Source organism: Bacillus sp. H1a, from assembly GCF_000633475.1.
GTDB lineage: Bacteria > Bacillota > Bacilli > Bacillales > Bacillaceae_G > Bacillus_A > Bacillus_A paramycoides.
Window position 1 is genome coordinate 1 of record NZ_AYMH01000084.1, and the last position, 22,171, is coordinate 22,171.

Annotated in this window: 20 protein-coding genes and 1 pseudogene; 13 read left to right on the forward strand and 8 right to left on the reverse strand. The window is 31.9% G+C overall.

Annotated elements, in window-relative coordinates; translation table 11 throughout:
* Positions 1-107: 107 nt before the first annotated feature.
* Positions 108-548, forward strand: coding sequence for a MarR family winged helix-turn-helix transcriptional regulator (locus U860_RS0128910; RefSeq protein WP_025151216.1), 441 nt, complete (start codon positions 108-110; stop codon positions 546-548).
* 242 nt (positions 549-790) lie between these two features.
* Here the strand turns inward: U860_RS0128910 and U860_RS0128915 are convergent, their stop codons facing one another.
* The 3 genes from U860_RS0128915 to U860_RS0128925 form a co-directional block, all read right to left on the reverse strand.
* Positions 791-1,228, reverse strand: coding sequence for a YjdF family protein (locus tag U860_RS0128915; RefSeq protein WP_025151217.1), 438 nt, complete (start codon positions 1,226-1,228; stop codon positions 791-793).
* Positions 1,229-1,754: 526 nt separating this feature from the next.
* Positions 1,755-1,946 carry a hypothetical protein gene (locus U860_RS0128920; protein WP_025151218.1) on the reverse strand — a complete coding sequence of 64 codons (192 nt, stop codon included), beginning with the start codon at positions 1,944-1,946 and terminating at the stop codon, positions 1,755-1,757.
* A 932-nt stretch (positions 1,947-2,878) separates the two neighbouring features.
* Positions 2,879-3,127, reverse strand: coding sequence for an NUMOD4 domain-containing protein (locus U860_RS0128925; RefSeq protein WP_025151219.1), 249 nt, complete (start codon positions 3,125-3,127; stop codon positions 2,879-2,881).
* Positions 3,128-3,739: 612 nt separating this feature from the next.
* Here U860_RS0128925 and U860_RS0128935 point away from each other — a divergent pair.
* Positions 3,740-4,048, forward strand: coding sequence for a hypothetical protein (locus U860_RS0128935; protein WP_025151221.1), 309 nt, complete (start codon positions 3,740-3,742; stop codon positions 4,046-4,048).
* A gap of 384 nt (positions 4,049-4,432) precedes the next feature.
* Here the strand turns inward: U860_RS0128935 and blaIII are convergent, their stop codons facing one another.
* The 4 genes from blaIII to U860_RS0128965 all read right to left on the reverse strand — a co-directional run bounded on the left by blaIII (position 4,433) and on the right by U860_RS0128965 (position 10,102).
* Entirely contained in the window at positions 4,433-5,380 is a 948-nt protein-coding gene (gene blaIII / locus U860_RS0128940) for a class A beta-lactamase BlaIII (RefSeq protein WP_025151222.1), read from the reverse strand.
* Between the two features lie 1,033 nt (positions 5,381-6,413).
* The gene (locus tag U860_RS0128945) at positions 6,414-6,809 is read right to left on the reverse strand and encodes a hypothetical protein (protein WP_025151223.1); all 396 of its coding nucleotides are present in this window, start codon (positions 6,807-6,809) and stop codon (positions 6,414-6,416) included.
* Between the two features lie 349 nt (positions 6,810-7,158).
* Positions 7,159-8,163 carry a VanZ family protein gene (locus U860_RS0128950; RefSeq protein ID WP_025151224.1) on the reverse strand — a complete coding sequence of 335 codons (1,005 nt, stop codon included), beginning with the start codon at positions 8,161-8,163 and terminating at the stop codon, positions 7,159-7,161.
* A gap of 1,516 nt (positions 8,164-9,679) precedes the next feature.
* On the reverse strand, positions 9,680-10,102 hold the full coding sequence (locus U860_RS0128965) for a GNAT family N-acetyltransferase (RefSeq protein ID WP_025151225.1): 423 nt from the start codon (positions 10,100-10,102) through the stop codon (positions 9,680-9,682).
* 559 nt (positions 10,103-10,661) lie between these two features.
* Here U860_RS0128965 and hfq point away from each other — a divergent pair.
* The 9 genes and pseudogenes from hfq (at position 10,662) to U860_RS0129010 (ending at position 18,289) form a co-directional block, all read left to right on the forward strand.
* Positions 10,662-10,850 (forward strand): RNA chaperone Hfq, encoded by a 189-nt coding sequence (gene hfq, locus U860_RS0128975; protein WP_025151226.1) that lies wholly within the window; start codon positions 10,662-10,664, stop codon positions 10,848-10,850.
* Positions 10,851-11,322: 472 nt separating this feature from the next.
* The gene (locus U860_RS0128980; RefSeq protein ID WP_025151228.1) at positions 11,323-11,895 is read left to right on the forward strand and encodes a tyrosine-type recombinase/integrase; all 573 of its coding nucleotides are present in this window, start codon (positions 11,323-11,325) and stop codon (positions 11,893-11,895) included.
* Between the two features lie 91 nt (positions 11,896-11,986).
* Positions 11,987-12,106, forward strand: a pseudogene (locus tag U860_RS34555) (resolvase); the annotation flags it as partial.
* 53 nt (positions 12,107-12,159) lie between these two features.
* Complete coding sequence (locus U860_RS0128985; RefSeq protein WP_025151229.1) at positions 12,160-12,729, forward strand: YdeI/OmpD-associated family protein; 570 nt, start codon at positions 12,160-12,162, stop codon at positions 12,727-12,729.
* A gap of 16 nt (positions 12,730-12,745) precedes the next feature.
* Positions 12,746-13,660, forward strand: coding sequence for a YafY family protein (locus U860_RS0128990; RefSeq protein ID WP_025151230.1), 915 nt, complete (start codon positions 12,746-12,748; stop codon positions 13,658-13,660).
* Between the two features lie 78 nt (positions 13,661-13,738).
* Entirely contained in the window at positions 13,739-14,239 is a 501-nt protein-coding gene (locus tag U860_RS0128995; protein ID WP_025151231.1) for a DinB family protein, read from the forward strand.
* A 359-nt stretch (positions 14,240-14,598) separates the two neighbouring features.
* Positions 14,599-15,360: an ABC transporter ATP-binding protein gene (locus U860_RS0129000; protein ID WP_025151232.1), complete on the forward strand. Its 762-nt coding sequence runs from the start codon at positions 14,599-14,601 to the stop codon at positions 15,358-15,360.
* Positions 15,361-15,376: 16 nt separating this feature from the next.
* Positions 15,377-17,224, forward strand: coding sequence for an ABC transporter permease (locus tag U860_RS0129005; protein WP_025151233.1), 1,848 nt, complete (start codon positions 15,377-15,379; stop codon positions 17,222-17,224).
* A gap of 525 nt (positions 17,225-17,749) precedes the next feature.
* Entirely contained in the window at positions 17,750-18,289 is a 540-nt protein-coding gene (locus tag U860_RS0129010) for a GNAT family protein (protein WP_025151234.1), read from the forward strand.
* A 330-nt stretch (positions 18,290-18,619) separates the two neighbouring features.
* On the opposite strand, the gene U860_RS0129020 is transcribed toward U860_RS0129010, so the two are convergent.
* The gene (locus U860_RS0129020; RefSeq protein ID WP_025151235.1) at positions 18,620-19,516 is read right to left on the reverse strand and encodes a helix-turn-helix domain-containing protein; all 897 of its coding nucleotides are present in this window, start codon (positions 19,514-19,516) and stop codon (positions 18,620-18,622) included.
* Between the two features lie 203 nt (positions 19,517-19,719).
* Here U860_RS0129020 and U860_RS34560 point away from each other — a divergent pair, with 203 nt between their 5' ends.
* Both U860_RS34560 and U860_RS0129030 read left to right on the forward strand, forming a co-directional pair.
* A complete protein-coding gene (locus tag U860_RS34560) occupies positions 19,720-20,787 on the forward strand; it encodes a 3D domain-containing protein (RefSeq protein WP_025151236.1) in 1,068 nt (355 codons plus the stop codon).
* Between the two features lie 44 nt (positions 20,788-20,831).
* On the forward strand, positions 20,832-21,962 hold the full coding sequence (locus U860_RS0129030; protein ID WP_025151237.1) for an NlpC/P60 family protein: 1,131 nt from the start codon (positions 20,832-20,834) through the stop codon (positions 21,960-21,962).
* Positions 21,963-22,171: the final 209 nt, after the last annotated feature.

The following is a 22,171-nucleotide window of genomic DNA, read 5'->3' on the forward strand; positions in this document are numbered from 1 at the left end:
CGACAGATTTTTGAAAATGGCATCCCTAAAATGTTGACTAAGTCCACATTTTAAGGGTACAGTTATATTAATATTAAATGTAGACTTAGTCAACCAAAGGAGGATCTATGGATAAAAAAATTATTTATGACATCAGACAATTCAACCGATTTTATACAAAGGTACTTGGTTTATTTAATAACCAGATTCTAGATACAGATTATTCATTAACCGAAACACGAATACTATTTGAAATAAGCGAAAAAACAGAGTGTATTGCGAATAATCTTGTGCAAGAACTTAATATTGATAGAAGCTATATGAGCAGAATTTTACGTAGATTTGAGAAGGAAGAATTAATAGAGAAAAGAAGCTCAATAAAAGACAGCAGAAAAAACTTGCTCTTTTTGACAAAAAAAGGAGAGGAACTACTAGATATAATTCATATTCAGTCAGATGAACAAATAAATCAATTGTTTAACGGACTAAGTGATAGTGAGGTTAATGAAATTCGTATGTCCATGATGATAATAAAAGAAAAATTAGATAAAAATATTAAACAAAAGTAAAAAAATGAATGATTTTAAAAAACTAATTGGGGTAGCGTCACACATCCATCAACTTAGCAGAACAGGTTGCCCCTAAAACGATAAAAATGAACTTTGGTGCTATAAAAAACACAATTTTTTGTTTAGGGGGTACTTTAAAATATTAGCTTGATGGGTATATGGTGATACCCCATATACTACACGACGATGCATGTTGTTTAATAATGTAGTTTTAAGGTGTATCAGCACTTTGCCTGATAAGCCTATTTTTTATGGTTTTGGCCACTAATTGTCGTGATAAAAGGAGTGGATTCCCACTCCTTTTTTATTATCATATAATTGTTTAACAACATGCATTCATTGCTAGATTTAGCCTTAAACTTCATTTTCTTTTTTTGTTCTAATTCTATTCTCAACGCTTCAAAAGATTTATTAGAAACTCCTTGATTTTTTATTTCTTTTGCTGTTAATCTTATTAATCTTTTAGGATTGATAGCTTTAGTTTTTTTATTATCATTGGAGTTTTTAATACCTGATGTATTATTTAGTAATGGAATCATATCATGAAAAATAAAGTCTAATATTTCACTATCCTTAGGTTCTGTTCCAAAAGTATGTTTACATACCTTTAGTTTATTATTTTCATACATTTCTACAATTCCAATCCAAAATTGTCCATCAAAATAAATTGTAAGTGTCATTGAGAATCCCCCTTTTAATAGCATGAGTAATGGACATCCCAGGGGGGAAGGTTACTGACAATAGTTTTTTAGTACTACTGTGTCCGGACTACCAACCGAACTGTGTTTTTTTACTCTAAGTTTATTATATTTCAAAATTATAATTTATAAATATTTTGAGGTTTTTACTACTGATAAGTGGGGTTATGTAAACTTTTAATATGGTTTTTAATCTTTGGACAGGATTAAAATTGTTAAATAAAAATTATTTATACAAACTAATCCCTTATCTATTATAGATAAGGGATTAGTTTAATTTTGTTGTATGGTATAAACAAAATTGAGTGTCATAATATATGGTAACATGAATATTCATGTGTTTTTAAAGTTTTATTTATTCTAAATAAACAAAAAGAACTAGTATGATACTAGTTCTTTTTGTTTGTAGATCCATATTTAAGTAGTAGGGTACTACATATAAATCAATACAATATTAAAAGTAAAAGGATACCAGAAATCATAAGGGATTCTTTTTCTTTATGTGTAATTATGGCTGTACCCCTTTTTGGGCATTTATCAATTTCGTTTCTAATTCAGCATTTTTCTTTTGCAACTGTGATACTTTATCTTTCAAATCCTTGTTTTTTTCCTTTAAACCACCAACTTTTATATCGCTGATAATATTAACAAGCAGTAACACTGCGATAATAACGCCCAGTACTGCATATACACTTTTCATTCTGTCCCTCCTTAAAACGGCAAGAATGGTTTCGGGTCAACCTGACCAAATTTAACTAATTTTTCCACTTCGAAATGCAAATGTGCCCCAAATGACATTTCAGTGTTTCCAATCTTTCCTATCACTTGTCCTCGTTGTACTTTGTCACCTGTTTTCGCTGTAATTTAACTCATATGAACATATAACGTCCATTACCATGGTTGATCACAACAAAATTCCCATATGGGTATCTTTGCCCATCCCTCGAAAAAGGGGAATAAGCTTAATTCATAAGAAATTTAAATGTAATGTCAAAAAGTGTACTTTGTGACATAGTTAAAAATATAGAATTTTCATTTCAAAAATACAACTTATCTATATTTGACAAATGTCGATACAATTGTAGAAGATTTGAAATGCATATTTTAAAGTTTAAATTAAATATAATTTGGAATGTTTTTTCTGAATCCCCCTTTTCGGGGATAGGAAAAAACACCCTTTTACGGGAACTTTTCTCGATATTATTTTATTTCTATATGCAATAAAATATAAGTAATTCTTTTTATTATTTATATTTTGTTATTTCCTTTTGCAGAATCCTTATTATAAGGATTCCTTTTTTTGTATCAAAAATCTACAAAGAAAAAAGATAAGATCGGGAACACAATCTTATCTTTAGCACAAGGAGTAAACATAAGGGATAACCATCATATTTTTAATATACTTTAATTTTTGTCAATTTTGAATATCAAACCCATATTTAACATCTATATCAATATTGAGAAATTTATTACAAAATTAGCTATAAATGATTCAAATCCCCTTATTAATTGACTTCAAACCAAATCCCCTGATATCTTCAAAATAAAAAACAAAAGTATACATGCAAAACACTATAAATAAAGAGGTCAAAAATCCACCCTATATAATATGAGATGGATATTTACCTTTATTCAGTAAATCTTTTCTTTTGCACCCTTAAAGGAACTTTCGGATAAATTAGGAAATGCTTTCTTCCATAAGTCAAAAACTTTATGGTTGGTAGTTTCACCGTTTTTTGACAGCTTTACTATATGGAATCCGTATTCATCATTACACCTTACTTTAAAACGCTTTCTACTAGGGGAATAAATTCTGCCTGATTCGGTAATTTCATATAATCCCTCGTAACCCTTAATCATCCTTTTTTGTTCTTCAATCATAATGACTCCCCCAATTTTTCTAGCTATATTGATTGTATCGACAAGTAACTATTCGGTAAACCCTATATAACCCAATCACAACTTATCAGTTCTGCACGAGGCTGTTTTGCAACGCAATAACAAGGGGTATGCCTCCATCATAAATCCCTATCAAAAAGGTCGGTGCTGTATAGTCCCTGCTGGGCGATAAGTACACAGTAGGAGAGGGCGTATGACACGAGGGAAGGACAACGGCAAGGAAAGAACGAATGAAAGAACAATGAAAGAAGAACAAACAAACGAATAAAGAAAGAAAAGAAAAGAAACAAGCAATCAATCAATGAATAAGTAATGAACGAGATCAGCGAGGACGTCATGCGGTGCAATGCGACGCACTAATTATTTTTATATGTAGATGGAGGTATATGGGGTGGGGTGACCCCTCTAAATATGTCGGTCTGATAGATGAAAAAATACACCACATTTTTAAAACCTTTTCAGGCACAAGGCGTGTTGCTGAGAAAGATTCTAACGAAATTAACTTTTACTTAATATGGGGCTACCCTATAATTAAACTAACAGGGCAGTTTAGTGAAACAAGCTGAAGAAAAAATACGAAAGAGGTAGCTTTCTATGAAGGATATAATAAAAGGCTTTTTGGAGGAACCGTGGCGGGTCATCCCGAATAACTTGGCAGAAATTCTTAATAATGAACTAAATAGGGAGTTATCTACAAATCACATTCTCTACGGAAAAAAGGCTGTTGCAGTAGCAAAGAGAGAAGATAATGACGATGTGATTTATTGGATTATTGAATTAGAAAAATATGCAATTGTGCATTTAACTTATACTAAGGAAACCTCTTCCGAGTATCCGAAGACACAGTTATTTACATTAAAGGAATTAGAAAAACACTGCAAACAGGTAGCAGAATTTTATTAAGCTAACGGGGTCTTTACTTCAAGAGGGTGTATCTTCCCATTTGTTAATAATAAGTAGCCATTTTGATAAAAAATAATTTTGCGATGGTTTCTAAAAACTTTTTAGGAGGTCTTGCTGGGGTACCGCCAACATTTTAACGAAAATATACGCTAAGCAAATTTCAACATAAAAAGAGCCGAATTCCCTACTCTAAGAGAGATTCGGCTCTTTTTTTATTAGGGGTATCGCCAAATCGCCATCAAGCTTAAAGAACGATTTATCGCCAAACAATAAAAATGAGCTTTTTATTACAAGTTAGCACCAAATTTCGTTTTTGGGACACTATTAAATTTTTAGTTGATGAAAACACCCGCCTAAAATAGAAAACTTTTAACCTATTATCCTTTATTCCGTAGCTTTTAAGGTATTTAACACAACTTTGGTTGCGTCTGCAATAAGTTTATCATCATATTTAGCATCTTCTTTATCATGATTAGAAAGTATAGCAAGAACAATCGGCTTTTTATTTGGTGGCCAAATAATTGCGATATCATTTCTTGTTCCGTAAGATCCCGCGCCTGTTTTATCAGCTACTTCCCATCCTTTTGGTACGCCCGCACGAATCAATTTATCTCCAGTTGTATTTCTCTTCATCCAATCTACTAATAGTTCACGTTTTTCTATTGGAAGTGCAGTTCCTAATGTAAATGATTGAAGTGTCTTAGCTATCGCTTCTGGTGTACTGGTATCATGTGTTTCTCCTGGATGAACTTCATTTAATTCAGGTTCAAATCGTTCTGAAGTAGTAACAGTATCTCCCATTTCTCTCAAGATTTTTTCAAATTCAGAGGGACCTCCTAACTGTTTAAGAATCAAATTATGCGCTGTGCTGTCACTATATCGAACAGAAGCATCTGCAAGTTCTTTTAACGTCATTCCTGTATCAACATGCTTTTCAGTAATTGGATTATAATTAGAAAGATCTTCATGAGTATACGTAATCCTTTGATCAAGAGCTTCTAATGAGTTCTTGCGTAAAAGAGCGCCCACAGCTAATGATTTAGATGTAGATGCAAATGCAAAACGATCATCTGAATGATAAGCAACAGTTTGATTTGTACCTGTGTCCAGTGCATAAATACCAAGCTTAGCGCCATATTCTTTTTCAAGTTTAGCGAAAGATTGATTACTTGTATTTTCTTGTTTAATTTGATTAGCTTGATTCGTTTGTTTAGGTGATTCGGATTGAGCATTACTATTGGAACAGCCTATAAGTGATACACATGAAAGTAATACTACAGGTACAATCTTTTTGTAATGTAAAATGTTTAAGAACTTGTTTAAAACGAACATAAATTTTCAACCTCTTTCAAGAATATATGGATTTTGTCTAGGTATTCTAAATACTAATGCAATTAAAGATGGCATAGGGGAACAATACTACTGCAGCTAAAATCTCACAGGTTAAATGACATCCAAAACGTTTATCCCGCATTAACGGGCAGTAAGAGCCCGATTGGTTCAACTAATAATCAGTGGGGGATGAACAAAACCCCCACTGATTAAAGTTTCACTTTATATGATCGATAAGTCACGGTTTGGGTTGTTTCTTTTTTGTTTCCACTTGTAATGGTTCACCTGTGAAAGTATTAAACTTGTAATACTTAACCGTAGTATTACGATGCGTATTTTTCACTTTTTGGGATAATAAGTCCTTTCATTTTTTTGTAATACATAAAAATAGATGTCAAACGGGATATGTTGTATCCAATTTGGACAACTCATATTAGAAATACACTTATTAGACACTCTAAGTAATAAATTTGTTCCACTTTAAGATGAGGGAGAATTTGGGGTTTGTAAAATAACAATGGAACTACGTGTTTTTTCGTCATACAAAAACTTCTACATATAAATAGAGGTTTTTAAATTATATATGAATGAATTATGCTTTTTTAGATAAAGCAAATCGAGTTCAGGTAAACGAAGAACATAGAATACGTAATTTTAACTAGATTTATTAGGGGTACCGCCAGCATTTTGGAAAAAAACCACGCTAAGAACATGCAAGATTTAATACAGTTTTTTGGTTGATCCAACAACAAACGAGAGCCATAAAACCGCACCCGAATAGGAATGTATAAAAAAATGCATAGATCCCTAGAACAAAAAATGAGGAACCCTTACTCTCATAAGGGTCCGCCTTTTTCCTTGCTACCGATAATGAGACGTTATGTTAACTTAATAAGAATATTTATTCATAAGCAAAATAAAAAAGAGTAACAATATGTTACTCTCATCAAAAAAATCAAACCAATGTTTTCTAAATTATACTCCAAACACAGTCATTCTAACTCTCAAAATTTCACTTTCTTAATTAAGTTTGCTATTTTTTTTCTTTAAATCCTTTGTTGATTAAATCCTCTGTTGATTGTATAACTTGTACATCTTTTGGAAGTTCACTTTCATCAATTTCTTTATACGTTATATTTCCATCTTTATCTTTATCTTCAATAATAAATTGTACTTTATCTGTGATAGATGTCTCTTCTTTTTTATCTGTTTCTACACCCTCTGTTGATTGTACTTGTACATCTTTTGGAAGTTCACTTTCATCAATTTCTTTATACGTTATATTTCCATCTTTATCTTTATCTTGAATAGCATATTGTACTTTATCTTTGATAGATGTTTCTTCTTTTTTATCTGGTACTTCACCTGCTATACCACCAGTTAATAACCCTGTACTTAAAAGTGTTCCTGCTAATAATGTTTTAAACATTTTTTACTACCTCCTTGTTTGAAATTATATTAAACATAAAACAAAAATCTGTAGTTAATATGGATTATATCTAGAGATTATGTGAGTTTTATGATTGGGCTATCCTTTGTTTTTGAGTGTGAGTGCTGGCTTGTCGTGTGGGGGCGAACCCCCACATAGCGTTGATTCAATATGGAAAAAGAAGAATATCTTGAACGGAAGAATTGGCGGTTCGGCTGGTACAATTGCTAATTTTCCTTTTTTTAAACTTAACCTTATATAAAAAATCTATGGAAAAGTTCTACAAAAAAAAGTATCCCTACTTTTTTAGATAGGAATACTCTTTTTTGTATTAGAATAATTTACACTTTTATTTTTTTGCAGCAATATAGTATAAAACCTCTTGTTTACCATTTATTATTCCTTCAAATTGATATACAGGCTGTTGGAAATCTTTTGTATCTGAATAAGATGATAATGTACATTTTGTAATAGTTATTATATCTCCTTTTTTTAAAGATTCTAGAGGTAAAAATTCTCCACGTTTTAATTTTTGGAATGCTTCTTTTGAAGAAATAATTTCTATATCTTTAATCTTTATTTGTTCTGAAGAATTTTTCTTAATTTTATAAACAGGCATTTTTTTAGAATCTGCATCTAATGATATAGTTGTTTTCATAGTAATATCAGACATATCCATTTTAGTTTCTGGGTTAATAGGTAAATTACCAAATTCTTGCATTTTGTAAGAAATAATAATTCCCAATGTTAATAAACAAACTATCACTGGTAAAGATATATATTTAACAATTTGTTTAAATGGTACTGATTGTTTATCTAAAAAAGCAATCAATAAATTACTTATACAATATCCAAGCATACCTCCTAAGGTGTTATGTAATACATCGGATATATCTATACGTCCAATATCTGTTACAAATTGAATTATTTCAATAATAAAACTTGTACTAAATACGACTAATAATACTGACCCTGCTTTTTTAAAGAAATTACTAATTAAGGGTAACAAAAATCCTACTGGAAAAAGTAAAGCAATATTTATAATAATATCTTGAAAAGAAACAAGTGAAAAATTATTCCAAGCAACTCTATATCCACGTAAAATATCAAAATTAATTATCCCTTCAGGCCGAATAATACTTTCACGACCAAATAAAGTTCCAGCTAATACAATAAGGTAATATCCTATCAATAGTGTAATCAAAACAATTTGTTTTTTTTCAAATGAATATTTCCCTTTATATATTCGTTTATACAAAACAAAATAACCTAAATTCAACAAAATAGGAACCAATAAAATTATTATTATACTAATAATACTTAAACTTCCTAATGTAGAATTGATAAAATTCATATAATACCTCCATACAATAACAATATATTTTTGAATTTAATTAAATAATAAAATATATAAAAATGCAAAGGTATAAAATAATAAATATAATTAACCTGTAGTGCTAGTTGGTTATGAATATTATGTTTTCCTTTACCTTTTCATTGTGACATTTAGCTACACTCCATGTGGTTGTGCTTCCCCTTTTGTAAGGACATACACATCTTTTTCTTTCACTCACGGATTAAATCTATCTACTATATCTCCTCCTGCATAAGTTAATAATCCACCTCCTACAACAACTAATCCTGAAACTGCAATCAATGCTTTTTTCATCTTTCATTTCCACCTTTCTTTTTCTTATATGATTAAGTGTGATTTTATTCATTTTTTAACGAATTCCCCGAAAGAATTCTCCTTCCTCAAGCATGTGAAGGGCGTAGCCCAACGGTAGGTGGGAGGTGAATATCGGTTTGGCATCGCCAAAAACTTTTGATAAACATAGCTATATGAAGTTCTTTGATAACTTGATATATGAGGTTGCAGGAAGAAAATAGAGTGCGAAAACCAAGCCATTCGGTTCCTGTGTAAAATATCAACCGTACCAAAAGAGCGTCCAAGCGTTGGACATCTAGGGGTGGAACACCCCTAAGTAACGCTCAGGGAGACGAAAGGTTACTTTCGTCGTGGAACTGAGAAGCTCCCACTTCAAGCTTTGCTAAGTGGCGAGTAGTTCACGTTTAAATAAGAATGACCTTTAACACATTTCCAAGTATAAAGAGCATTTCTTAATAAAAAGCGGGGGAGCTTCTTAAGATTTTCTTAACAAACAGTTTCACATTGTAAAAAAGAACCCTTCCTTTAAGAGAAAGACTTATATCCCTATATAAATCATAGGGGATTGTTTGCATATGGACTTTAGTTTTATGTACAATAAAGGTAAATATATAGTCTGAAACAGGAAGAGGAAAACCATGTCCAATTCATTAAAATAAATTAACTATGATAAAAGAAACATTCTTGAGGTAAAGGGCAATTCCGAAAGGGATATGCCCTTTTTGTATTATCTATTAGGGGTCACTATACATGCCCATCAACTTAAGAATTTAGAATTACCCCAAAACGAAAAAATGAGTTTTTTTTGTTACAAGTTAGCACAAAATTTCGTTCTGGGGGTACTATAAAATTTCCGCTTGATGGCGATGTGGTAGATACCCCAGTGTACACAATGACAGTATTTCTTGCACCAGAACCAACGAAAGTAATTTAATGTAAAAAATGGTTAAAAATCTAAGCGCGTTTTATTATTATATAGGGAATTTAAAATTAAGGTACCGTCAGGAAAATGCGTATTTACAACGTTAAGAAAATCCTAAAATAAAAAAGCTTAATTTCTCGGTATTGTAAGGGAGAAATTAAGCTTTAGTTAGTTCATATGACTTATAACGGCACATTTACCACTATAAATAATATTAGGGTGATTTTTCTCGTAGTAAAGTTATAGCAAATTAATAAAATCCCCGCATTATCGTTCTATTTACAGATTTTTAATCATTGTGCGATGAGGAATACCCGCATCTATAAACTCTTCAGAAATACTTTCATACCCTAAGTTTCCATAGAAACCAATTGCATGTTTTTGGGCATTCAATTTCACTTTAGAAATGCCCTGACTTTGTGCAAACTTCTCAATTTCATTCATAATTAATTTTCCAGAACCCGCTTTGCGATCAGTTGCCACTACACAAATTCGCTCAACTTTACCAACGCCATCTACAATACGAAAACGTCCAGCTCCAATTGGCTTGCTATTATCGTACAACACAAAATGAGTAGCGGTTTTGTCATGTTCATCAATTTCTTCTTCTACATCGACTTGTTGTTCTTCTATAAAAACCTTTTGTCGAATAGCGTAAGCATCTTCTAATTGTTGTTGATTCTTTACGATTTCTACTATCATAAATATTTCTTCCTTTCTAAGTTGAAATGTTTCATCAATTGTCCAGTTAATAAAATAAATAAAAACGATTAAAATCAATCATACTTACCTAATTGTCCAAAATCAATAGGTACCGTTCTTCTTGTTCGGCTTCTTTCCAACGTTAAGGGAAAAACCTTGTCTCAAAAGTCCTATCGTTGTTAAATAGTTCATTTTTAACATTGTAAGTAGCTTAGCGTTGTAAATCCGCATTTTCGGGACGATGCCCCCTATAGAAAAAAGTATTGGACTGTTAAAAGAAAGTATAAGACTGAAGAGGAGTGATTTTATTGTTAATTTGATAAAAATCACTTCTTAGTCTAATAATTTCTTTTATTTTTTTATAGACAACAGATCATGTTATCGTAGCTAGTCTATAATAATTATTGTGAAATTTTACGTCCCTAGGTTGATAAAAAGCTGATGTAACAATAACATGAGTCTAAAACATTTTTTTAATCAAACAATTGGTTGCTAAATACATATAAAAAACAGTCTTTCAATTAAATTATGATACGATTATAAAAAGGGAGGGAACCATATGCACAATTTACAAGAAGATATGTATGAACAATTGAAAGAGAAAAAAGGGGAAGTTACTGTATTTTTAAAGAATGGCTTTCCAATTCGTGGGCAGATTCTTGCAATAGATAAATTTACTGTCCTTATGATGGTTCATGGTAAGCAACAACTAATTTACAAACAGGCAATCTCTACACTTGCTACGTAATACATACTGGACTTATGTAAATATTTCTCAATATTATATTATTACTATGTAAACTATAATATAAGTAATTCTTTTTATTGTTTATATTTTGTTATTTCCTGTTGCAGAATCCTTATTATATATAAGGATTCCTTTTTTTGTTACAAATCCACAAAAAAAGATAAGATCGGAGAGGATGATCTTATCTTAAGCATAAGGGAAAAACAAGTGACACAAACTATCTTAATTTTTATGATATTATATTTTTTGTTAATTTTCGATATAAAACCCATATTTAACATTTATATCAATATTGAGAAATTTATTACAAAATTAGCTATAAATGATTCAAAACCCGAAAGTAAACTTTTACCCAAAAGTTTACTTTCATTTCCCCTTAAACATTGACTTTCATCCGATTTCATTGATATTATAAAAAAAGTAAAAAAAAGTATACATTCAAATCACTGAAAATAAAGGGATTGAAAAACAGATGAATAAAAAGCAACATTTAATTGATGTACAACCAATTCGGAGCATAGAACAGCTTAATGATATGAAATGGTCACTCAAACGTCATTGTTCAGATCGTGATTATATATTTTTTCTAATTGGTATTAATACTGGGTTACGTGTAAGTGATTTACTTAAAATGGAAACGAATGAAATTTTAAAACTGAAGCGAAAAAAACGGAAAGAATTTAAAGTGAAAGAAGGAAAGACAAAAAAGGAGCGTATCATAAATATTACATCCATTTTTGAGGAAGTACTTCCATACGCTGAGGATCTAAAAAGTACCTGGTTATTTCCTTCTCGAAAAGGTGATAAACCTATTAGTAAAATTCAAGCCTATCGACAGTTACAAAAAGCCGGGGATTTTGCCGGAGTCGAATCTTTAGGTACCCATACCATGCGTAAAACATTTGGATATTGGTTTTACAAGCAAACAAAAGATATTGCTATGTTACAAGAAATATTGAATCATAGTACACCACAAATTACACTAAGATACATTGGAATTAATAAAGAAGAAAAAGATAATGTACTTGATACATTCCGAATCTAATTTAAATTTGGGTGTTTTTGCCTATCCTCCGAAAAAGGGGAATAAGACAAAATGTAATAAAGCTATTCTTTCTCTATGGCTTCTTCAATGAATGGACATTATTTTTGAAGAGGAAATTTCTGAAGTAACAAAGGATCGCGAACAACTCAAAAAAATGCTAGGAGATTTACGAGAAGATGATACCATTTATGTTACCGATCTAACAAACTTATTAAACAGTTATATTTAGGACATATATTCATTTTAGAAAGGATAATTTTAAAAATGGAAATAGAGAATTTACTTAGAGTTACGACAAGGTGGGAATTAAGAGATTGGCTTGAGGAAAATTCAAAAACAGAAAGATTTTGTTGGGTGATAGTAAGTATAACTGGGCAATCAGAAGTGATTCAGTACTTAGATGCAGTTGAAGAAGCACTATGTTTTGGTTGGATTGATGGCATAAAGAAGAAAATATCAGATACTGAACTTGCTCAAAGGCTTTCTCCAAGAAAGAAAAACAGTAATTGGACAGAATTAAATAAGGAAAGAGTAAGGGGATTATATCAATTAAGTTTGATGAAAGAAGAAGGACTGAGAGTTCTTCCTGATATGCGACCTGAATCTTTTACTATAGATGGAGATATTGAAACTCGTCTGAAAGAAGATGACCAATTATATCAAAACTTCATTAATTTTCCTGATCTATACAGAAGGATTAGAATTGATACGATACAAAGTTATAGAAATGAACCTAATATTTTTAATAAAAGATTGGATAAGTTTATTGAAAATACCAGAGAAAATAAAATGTACGGTCAATGGAATGACAATGGTCGATTAATCAATTATTAAGGGAAGGAAATGAGAATTGAAATTAGAACGTTTGCTATCAATCATATTCAAGCTCTTAAATAATGAAATTTTGTCAGCTTCTAGTTTAGCTGATGAATTTCAAGTATCACCACGGACAATTTATAGAGACATCGAAGCTATTTGTGCTGCTGGAATACCAGTTATTTCTTACCAAGGGACTAACGGGGGATTCGGTATAATAAAGGGATACAAATTTGATAAAAGCTTAATGGGTTCTTATGACATTCTGAATTTAATTACAGTATTAAGTAGTTTATCGAATATTTTTAAAGATAAAGAAATTGAACATACGATAGATAGGCTAAAATTACTGGATACAAACAGTAATAATAAGTCTTTATTGGTTGACTTGGAAAGCCATAGAACAGAACCCAATTCATTAATGAATCTGCGAAAAGCTATACATGAAAAAAAGGTAATTCATTTTAATTATGTAAGCAATAAAAATGAATTTACATCTCGTGAAGTAGAACCTATTCACCTTCATTATAAGTTCCGTAACTGGTATATATATGGTTATTGTAGAGACCGTCAGAATTATAGAGAATTTAGAGTATCACGTATGATGGATGTCACTCTGACACAAGAAAAGTTTCTACAAAATCACGAAATTAAAGAGGAAGCATTTTATTCAAACCGTAATCTGGTGGGATTTGAGGATGTAGTAATCTGGGTAAGTCCAAATTCTTTAGCAGAAGCATTAGACCAATTCCAGAAGTTTTCAAAAACCATTAACGATGACGGAAGTATGACAATTACAATCTCTGTTTATCAACCTCTACAGGCTGGATGGCTTAAATCGATTCTTTTAAGCTTTGGTAGCGGTGCTAAAATTGTAAAACCGATGGAACTGCAATCAATTTTAATAGATGAGGCAAAAAAAATAATAAAAGTTTATGAAGATATATGACAAGCTGTTGTCATATATCTTTTTTTATAATCTAGATATCAACTTTTAAAAAACCAGAACTAAAGGAGTAGCTGTTAAATGAACCATGCAAAAAATATGTATAAGTACCATCTTTGGGCTAATAAGGTGTTACTAGAAAGAATAAAAGAATTACCAAACAATGTCCTATATAAAGAGGCTAATAGTTCATATCCAAATATTGCTCAAACGTTTAGCCATATCTATGTAGTAGATGTAATGTGGTTACAAGTACTTAAAGGAATTGGTATGCAAGAAGCATTGGAAGCTTCTATGTCATTATTAGAAAAGACTAATTTATATTCTGTAGATGAATTTATTAAGTATTTCGAAGAACTAGCTTCACAGTATGAAGAATGGATGAATGGCCAAAAAGATTTAGAACAAAAAATTAATTTGAATAATCCTTGGTCAGGTGCTAGAGAGACTGCATACTCAGAAATTTTATTTCATGTTGCTAATCATGGTACCTATCATCGAGGTAACATAACAACCATGCTAAGACAACGGGGGCATGCTTCAACAATGAATGACCTAGCTTTATATTGGTATCAGAGTTAGGGCAAATAGTACTTGTAAATTAATGATGGTTCATATGCGAACCCAATAAAATATTCATCTGTTTTCTATAATAAATGTCCTTTAATTAAACTAACGGGGGCATTAGCTTAATAAATCAAATTTAAAAAATCGACTCCTTTACGTAAAGGAATCGATTTTTTATGCTGGGTATTTTTGCACATCCCCCCGAAAAAGGGGATTCGTGCTAAATTTATTATTTTGGGACACTGTTCATCTTTGCAACAGAACCTGATTTTATATATTACAAAAGTGTAAGGTAAATGTAATGTTAACCGATGGCGGATTATGTCGAAAAAACACAGAATAGGAAAAGGAAAAACAAGTGTAGGAGGATATATATGAACAAACCAGTTGTCGACGTTAAAAACGTCCAAAAAGTATACGGTAAAAAAGGCGAAAGCCAATCACACGCATTAAAAGGTGTGTCGTTCTCGATTCAAGAGGGTGAATTTGTGGGCATCATGGGACCATCTGGTTCAGGCAAAACAACGTTACTAAATGTAATCTCAACATTGGATAAAGCAACGGGCGGTGCTGTTGAAATTGCAGGCACGGATATTACGAAGATGAAGCAAGGAGCGCTTTCTGATTTCCGCTCTCAAAAATTAGGATTCATCTTCCAGGACTTTAATTTACTAGAGAACCTATCAATTTATGAAAATATTGCATTGCCGCTTTCACTTCAAGGTGTTCCGTCTCGTAAGATTGGACCGAAAGTGGAAAAAGTAGCGGACATGTTAGGGATTTCAGCAATACTTCAAAAGTATCCATCTGAAGTATCTGGTGGACAAAAGCAACGTTCAGCAGCAGCCCGTGCGCTGGTTCATGAACCAGCAATCATTTTAGGAGATGAGCCAACAGGGTCACTTGATTCTAAAAATGCAACGAGTCTTTTAGATGCGATGACAAATCTAAATGAAGAACAAGGTGTTTCCATTATGATGGTTACACATGATCCGTTTAGTGCAAGTTACTGCCGACGTATTCTATTCATTCAAGATGGCGAATTATATAAAGAAATTCATCGTACTGGTACGCGTGAAAAGTTCTATAAAGAAATTTTAGATGTGCTTGCAGATTTAGGTACACAAAAAGCATAAAAAAGGAGGTTCAAGCATGTTATTTAAGCTTTCCATGTCAGGCCTAACAAGTAAGCTAAAAGATTATATCGTCTTACTTGTTGGTCTCGTTATGTCAATTTCAATTTTTTACATGTTCCAAACATTAGCGCAGAATGAAGCATTTCTTAAAGCAAATTCTACTATTAGTCAAATTGGATTTGTCTTCCATGCTGGTACGGTGCTACTAGCGATCATCACATTCTTCTACATTTTGTATGCGAATTCTTTCTTACTATCACTTCGGAAAAAAGAATTTGGTATGTATATGATGTTAGGAGCAAAGAAGCATAAAGTTACATTTCTTATGTTTATTGAGACCTTAGTGTTAGGTACGGCGTCCCTTGTAATCGGAATTGCAGTCGGTGTAGGTCTTTCACAAGGGGTTGGACAGTTACTTATGAAGCAACTCGAGTTTACTGGAGGGGGTTATCAAGCCTTTTATGTTCCATCAATCACTGTTACTTGTATTTTCTTCTGTGCACTATTTGTGTTAGCTGCCATTATGAATAGCATTAAATTATCACGTATTTCAGTATTACAACTTGTACATGCAGATGCGCAAACCGAACGTCCTGTGGTTAAAGGGAAAATCACGGGAATAGTTGCAGTCTTTGCAATCATTTTACTAGGCGTTGGTTATTATTCTATGATTAATATATCTAAGTTACAAGAAATGGGAGTTATCATTGCATTAATTACAATAACATCAGGGACTTACATGTTATTTGGATCCGCCCTTCCATTTATGATTAAAAAACTAAAGAGTAATAAAAAAAGTAGTGAAAAAGGTCTTAATGCTTTTACATTCGCGCAATTAAACTTCCGTATTAATAGTTTAACAAAAGTACTAGCGACAATAGCGATGTTAGTTGCACTTGGAGCAGGTGCAATTTCAACTGGTATGGCCTTTAAAAATAACGTTATGCGTACTGTAGATACTTTGGCGATTTATGATGTAGTGATTTATAATCCAAGCACAGAGGAAAAGAAAATATTAAATGGTATGACATTCCAAGAGAAAAATGAATATCATTACAAAACAGACGATAAATATGTGTATTATATAAAAGAAGAATTAGAGAAAAATCGTCCTTTAGTACAAGACTCAAAAAATGCTAAAAGACTGGCAGATGCCAGTAAAATCAAACGCGTTTCTGGAGAATTACCAGTAGGTGCTACTTTAAATCTTATTGAGAGGACATCTGATAATTTACCTGAGGAGTGGCGTACCGCATTTATAAAGATTCAACCACATTATCTATACACTGATCAAACAATCAAAATTGTAGATAAAAAAATGTATGATGGTTTGCAAGGTAAAGAGAACATTGCATTTCTTGGAAGAACAAATGATTTGTTAACATATAAAAAAGAATTGAAAAAAATTGACGAATTGCAATTAGCTAAATATAAAATAGCAGAAGTCGAGTTAACAAGTAAATATTCTATATACACTGATCTTTACAGCTTTACAAGCGGAACTGTATTCATGGGCTTCTTCCTAGGAATTGCCTTTTTAGCGATGATGGCAAGTTGTTTAATGTTTAAGATTTTATCTGGTGCATCAAAAGATATTACACGTTATCAGATGCTTCGTAAAATCGGTGTTCGCCGCGAACTATTAACGAAGTCTATTTATAAAGAGTTATTTTTAGTGTTCTTATTCCCAGCGATTGTGGGTATTGCTCACGTTTTAGTTGGTATGAATATGTTTGGATTTATATTACATGATCCGTATTTCCGTATTTGGGTTCCGATTATTATGTTCGTAGTCATTTACGCGATTTACTACTTCATTACAGTTCAATTGTATAAAAGAATTGTTCTTCCGAAAGAGGACTAAGAAGGTTCTGTTGCAAAGATTTCTAGACTGAGCTAATCTTTAGAAAAAGTGTGCGGAGGAGAATGATATAAGGAGTATTTTAAAGAAAAACAGTTTGAAAATTTACGTCCATTACAGAAAAATCAAATAAAAAGAAAGTAATAAAAATCCGATTCTTTAAATACATGAGAATCGGATTTTTTATGTAAAATATTTCCTTGACGTGCAATTTTCTTTTTTAGGCCTAGTGATAGGGTAGCTGCTCTTATCCGTCATAAGATATCTATAAAATGATAATGAATTATAAAAATACTACTTTGAATGCAGTATTTTAATAAACTTTCACTACGGTTTATTCCAATTAGGTACACTCAATTGAGAAGGATATATGCAATGAATCAAACTCTATGTGGCCTTGAAATAAAGTTCGATAATTTCTAAAAAAGATTGCTGATTAAGAAAAATCTTAAACTGTTTTTCTATAGTATATCATGTACAATAATTGTAAGAATTTTCATTTGACTATAGGACAGGATGGAGAGAACTATGAAGAAAATACAAGGGGATAAAGTATTTTTAAGATTACTTAGTAGAGAAGACGCGATATTCATATTTGATTCAACAGAAATAGAAGAAATTCGTTTTATGACAGGGACTACGAAACGATTTAAACTTGAAGAAGTTGAGGCACATATTCAAAAAAGTGTTGCTGATCCAACACGTGTAGATTTTGCTGTTTGCCTAAGTGAAACAAATGAAGTCATTGGAGATTTAGCTATATTAGAAATAGATGAGGAGAATCGAAAAGCGTTTTATCGTATTTCGATGCATAATTTAAACATAGTAGGGAAAGGGTACGGCTCAGAAGCTACTCAACTGGCACTAAGTTATGCATTTGATGTATTACAACTTAATCGTGTCCAGTTAGAAGTATATAGTCATAATCCACGAGGAATTCGTGCATATGAAAAAGTAGGTTTCATACAAGAAGGAAGATTAAGAGAATCGATATTCATTAATAATCAATTTTCTGATGAAATCATTATGAGTGTATTAAAAAGGGATTATGAAAAGCAAAAGAGATAATATACATAACATTCTTCACCCTTTTGATAATCAAACTTATAAGGAGGAGGACTTGAAGGGGTACGGAAACGATTCGAGGAATGAGGTGCCACTCGGGGGTTTTATTACAATTAATAAAAGAGTAGAAGTAAATTCTACTCTTTAAAAAATGCTGTAATGATAAAGTTTCGTAATCCTTAGTGCATAATTTTCCCAAAATGATATAGTGCCCCCCTTAAACATTAATATTTTAGAATCAAGTTTATAGAAAATAATAAGATGTTTATAAGTTTAAAACCTACGGGGATTTTTCCTGTGGGTTTTGTTGTATTGTAAGTAGTTTTTAAGAAATTATGGATGGTTTTTTTTATTTTGGTTTTCAAAATAATTTTCTTTAATTATTTTTATTTTGTTTTCGTTTTCTGTTAGTTCATATATAAATAACGCTTTTTTCATGTTATTAGCACCATCTTCTTCATTAGGTTGTTTAAGTTTCAATAAATTCCTACCTTTCCCATAGTGTAGTTCACCCAATAGGTATAAAGTATTTAGATTAATAGCTAATTTGATGCCCTTATCAATGTATTTTATTGCCTCTTCATGTTGAAATGTCCGTTCTAAACATAATGCTAAATTATATATTATTTTTAATTTAATTTCTCTATTTCTAGGAAAATCTAATTTATTAAAATTATTTAAACATCTTCTTAATATATTAATACTTTTTTCGTATTCTTTATTTCCTGCATGAAATAAGGCCTTTGTATGCAGAATATCTATTTCTCTTTCTGATAAAACATCAACATTGGTTAAAGTTAGTTTTAATGCATTATTTATAAGATTAAAAGAAGTTTTTGTTAATTTATTCACATAAAATATAGCAATTGCTTCATGCCATATTAGAAATTGTTTATCCTCTTTCGTTTGGAAGTTATTTTCATTTTTTTCTTTTTTTACTATTTCATAAATTTCTTTATATTGTTGTCGCTTTATACAATCATTTATTACGTATTTTACATTTTCTGTATATCTTAATCTCTTATTTTGAGTTAGTGCAAATATACTATTTGGATCAACACCAAGTCTTTCAGATAATTGATATAACAATATGCTAGATGGATAAATCATACCTTTTTCTATTTTACTAATTTGACTTTGAGAACATATTCCTTTACACAATTCAGATTGTGAAATTTTTTTTTTAATTCTAGTTTCTTTAATAATATTACCGAAATCTTGAAAATCCATTAGCCCACTCCTAAAATTTAACAATTTATTATTATAAGAATATTTTTCACCTTTCAATATAATGTAAAATTAGTATAGTTTCAATTGAATTAAAAATTCTTTTTACATTTAGATATATGGGAATTATCTAATAAATATATCTAAATCTATCTAATTTATTAGATAATGAATTATTAGTAGAAATATACAGAATAGGTGGGAACATGAAAAAACAAATTGCAGTATTTACTTTAGTGACTACTCTTGGCTTAAGCATTCAGCCAATTGTAAGTTCAGCAGAAACAGCTCAAAATACACAAGCAGCTCAACAAAGTGGTTGGGTACAAGAGGAAAACGGAAAATGGTTTTTCTATGAAAATGGTGCAAAAAAAACAGGCTGGTTTGCATTAAACGGAAAATGGTATTACCTTGATCCAAATGAAGGTGGAGCGATGAAAATAGGCTGGGCACAAGTAGAAGGAAAATGGTTCTACCTAAATCCAAATGAAGGTGGAGCAATGAAAACGGGATGGGAAAAAGTAGAAGGAAAATGGTATTATCTAGATCCAACGACAGATGGCTCAATGAAGACAGGTTGGTTTCAAGATAATGGGAAATGGTACTACTTAAATGCAAATGAAGGTGGAGCCGCGAAAATAGGTTGGGTGCAGGTAGAAGGAAAATGGTACTACTTCGATGGTAACGATGGTGCCGCTATGAAGACAGGCTGGTTCCAAGAGAATGGAAAATGGTACTATCTAAATGCAAATGAAGGTGGAGCCGCGAAAATAGGCTGGGAAAAAGTAGATGGTAAGTGGTACTACTTCGATGGTAGTGATGGTGCCGCCATGAAGACAGGCTGGTTCCAAGAGAATAATCAATGGTATTACTTAGATGCCAGTGGTGTTATGGTGAATGGTTGGACTAGAATTGATGGAAAAATGAATTACTTTCAGGATAATGGTCAATGGATAAATACTCGTGAATTAACAGTGACGTCAACAGCATATACAAATGATCCAACAGAAAATGGTTATAAACCTGGACAACATGTATATACAAAAATGGGAGATGATTTAACTGCTAATCCTGACTTGAAAGTTATTGCTGTGGATCCTTCAGTTATTCCACTTGAATCAAAAGTTTACGTCGAGGGTTATGGAATAGCTGAAGCTAGAGATACAGGTGGCGCTATTAGAGGTAATAAAATAGATGTATTTATTCCTTCAAAACAGGAATCAAGTAATTGGGGAAGAAAAACAGTTAAAATATATGTATTACCTAAAAACTAATTTATCAATATATCTATTTATAAATCTAGGAGGTTATTAAAATTATGAAAAAACAAATTGCAGCAATTACATTAGCAACTACTTTGGGATTAAGTATTCAGCCGATTTTGAGTTCAGCTGAAGCAACTCAAAATACACAAGCAGCTCAACAAAGTGGTTGGGTACAAGAGGAAAACGGAAAATGGTTTTTCTATGAAAATGGTGCAAAAAAAACAGGCTGGCTTGCATTAGAAGGAAAATGGTATTACCTTGATCCAAATGCCGGTGGAGCGATGAAAGTGGGTTGGGCACAAGTAGAAGGAAAATGGTTCTACCTAAATCCAAATGAAGGTGGAGCAATGAAAACAGGCTGGGAAAAGGTAGAAGGGAAATGGTATTATCTAGATCCAACGACAGATGGCTCAATGAAGACAGGTTGGGTGCAGATAGAAGGAAAATGGTACTATCTAAATCCAAATGAGGGTGGAGCCGCGAAAATAGGCTGGGAAAAAGTAGAAGAAAAATGGTACTACTTCGATGGTAATGATGGCGCCGCTATGAAGACAGGTTGGGTGCAGGTAGAAGGAAAATGGTACTACCTAAATCCAAATGAAGGTGGAGCAATGAAAACAGGCTGGGAAAAGGTAGAAGGAAAATGGTACTACTTGGATGGTAATGATGGCGGCGCCATGAAAACAGGCTGGTTCCAAGAAAATGATAAATGGTACTACTTAGATGGTAATGCTGGTGGTGCTATGGTGACAGGACAAGCTACTATAGACGGAAAGACTTATGTATTTGCTGCGGATGGAAAATGGATTGAGTCGGAATCTTCAGGTATCATTGATTTAGCATCAAAACAATTAGGTAAATCATATGTATCTGGAAACTCTGGTCCAAATTCCTTTGACTGTAGTGGTCTTATCTATTATGTGTTCAAAAACAATGGATACAATATTGGAAGAACAAGCGTTGCTGGATACTGGGGAATGGTTACTAAAATAAGTAGTCCTCAGCCAGGTGATTTAGTATTCCTCCAAAACACATATAAGGCGGGTCCATCACATATGGGAATTTACTTAGGTAATGGCGAGTTTATTCATGCTGCGGATGAAAGAACTGGTGTAACAAAAGGTAATGTAAATAGCCAATATAATAGAGAGCATTTCCTTGGATATGGTAGATTTACAAAATAATGAAGTGCTTCTATAAAAAACGCCTTCTAATTTGATATGATCCCCCTATAGTAGACAGAAAAAAGAAAGCTTTATATCCTGTCTATTATAAGGGGGATTTTTTTTATGGGGAAAATTAAAAGAACATATGATGAAACATTTAAGAAAAAAGCCATAGATTTATATTTTAAGGAAGGCATGGGGTATACCCACACATCCATCAACTTAAG

Bases quoted from the DNA above. Each gene is read 5' to 3' on its own strand.
- U860_RS0128910 (WP_025151216.1), top strand. From the start codon at position 108: ATGGATAAAAAAATTATTTATGACATCAGACAATTCAACCGATTTTAT.
- U860_RS0128915 (WP_025151217.1), bottom strand. From the start codon at position 1,228: ATGACACTTACAATTTATTTTGATGGACAATTTTGGATTGGAATTGTA.
- U860_RS0128920 (WP_025151218.1), bottom strand. From the start codon at position 1,946: ATGAAAAGTGTATATGCAGTACTGGGCGTTATTATCGCAGTGTTACTG.
- U860_RS0128925 (WP_025151219.1), bottom strand. From the start codon at position 3,127: ATGATTGAAGAACAAAAAAGGATGATTAAGGGTTACGAGGGATTATAT.
- U860_RS0128935 (WP_025151221.1), top strand. From the start codon at position 3,740: ATGAAGGATATAATAAAAGGCTTTTTGGAGGAACCGTGGCGGGTCATC.
- blaIII (WP_025151222.1), bottom strand. From the start codon at position 5,380: ATGTTCGTTTTAAACAAGTTCTTAAACATTTTACATTACAAAAAGATT.
- U860_RS0128945 (WP_025151223.1), bottom strand. From the start codon at position 6,809: ATGTTTAAAACATTATTAGCAGGAACACTTTTAAGTACAGGGTTATTA.
- U860_RS0128950 (WP_025151224.1), bottom strand. From the start codon at position 8,163: ATGAATTTTATCAATTCTACATTAGGAAGTTTAAGTATTATTAGTATA.
- U860_RS0128965 (WP_025151225.1), bottom strand. From the start codon at position 10,102: ATGATAGTAGAAATCGTAAAGAATCAACAACAATTAGAAGATGCTTAC.
- hfq (WP_025151226.1), top strand. From the start codon at position 10,662: ATGCACAATTTACAAGAAGATATGTATGAACAATTGAAAGAGAAAAAA.
- U860_RS0128980 (WP_025151228.1), top strand. From the start codon at position 11,323: ATGAATAAAAAGCAACATTTAATTGATGTACAACCAATTCGGAGCATA.
- U860_RS0128985 (WP_025151229.1), top strand. From the start codon at position 12,160: ATGGAAATAGAGAATTTACTTAGAGTTACGACAAGGTGGGAATTAAGA.
- U860_RS0128995 (WP_025151231.1), top strand. From the start codon at position 13,739: ATGAACCATGCAAAAAATATGTATAAGTACCATCTTTGGGCTAATAAG.
- U860_RS0129000 (WP_025151232.1), top strand. From the start codon at position 14,599: ATGAACAAACCAGTTGTCGACGTTAAAAACGTCCAAAAAGTATACGGT.
- U860_RS0129005 (WP_025151233.1), top strand. From the start codon at position 15,377: ATGTTATTTAAGCTTTCCATGTCAGGCCTAACAAGTAAGCTAAAAGAT.
- U860_RS0129010 (WP_025151234.1), top strand. From the start codon at position 17,750: ATGAAGAAAATACAAGGGGATAAAGTATTTTTAAGATTACTTAGTAGA.
- U860_RS0129020 (WP_025151235.1), bottom strand. From the start codon at position 19,516: ATGGATTTTCAAGATTTCGGTAATATTATTAAAGAAACTAGAATTAAA.
- U860_RS34560 (WP_025151236.1), top strand. From the start codon at position 19,720: ATGAAAAAACAAATTGCAGTATTTACTTTAGTGACTACTCTTGGCTTA.
- U860_RS0129030 (WP_025151237.1), top strand. From the start codon at position 20,832: ATGAAAAAACAAATTGCAGCAATTACATTAGCAACTACTTTGGGATTA.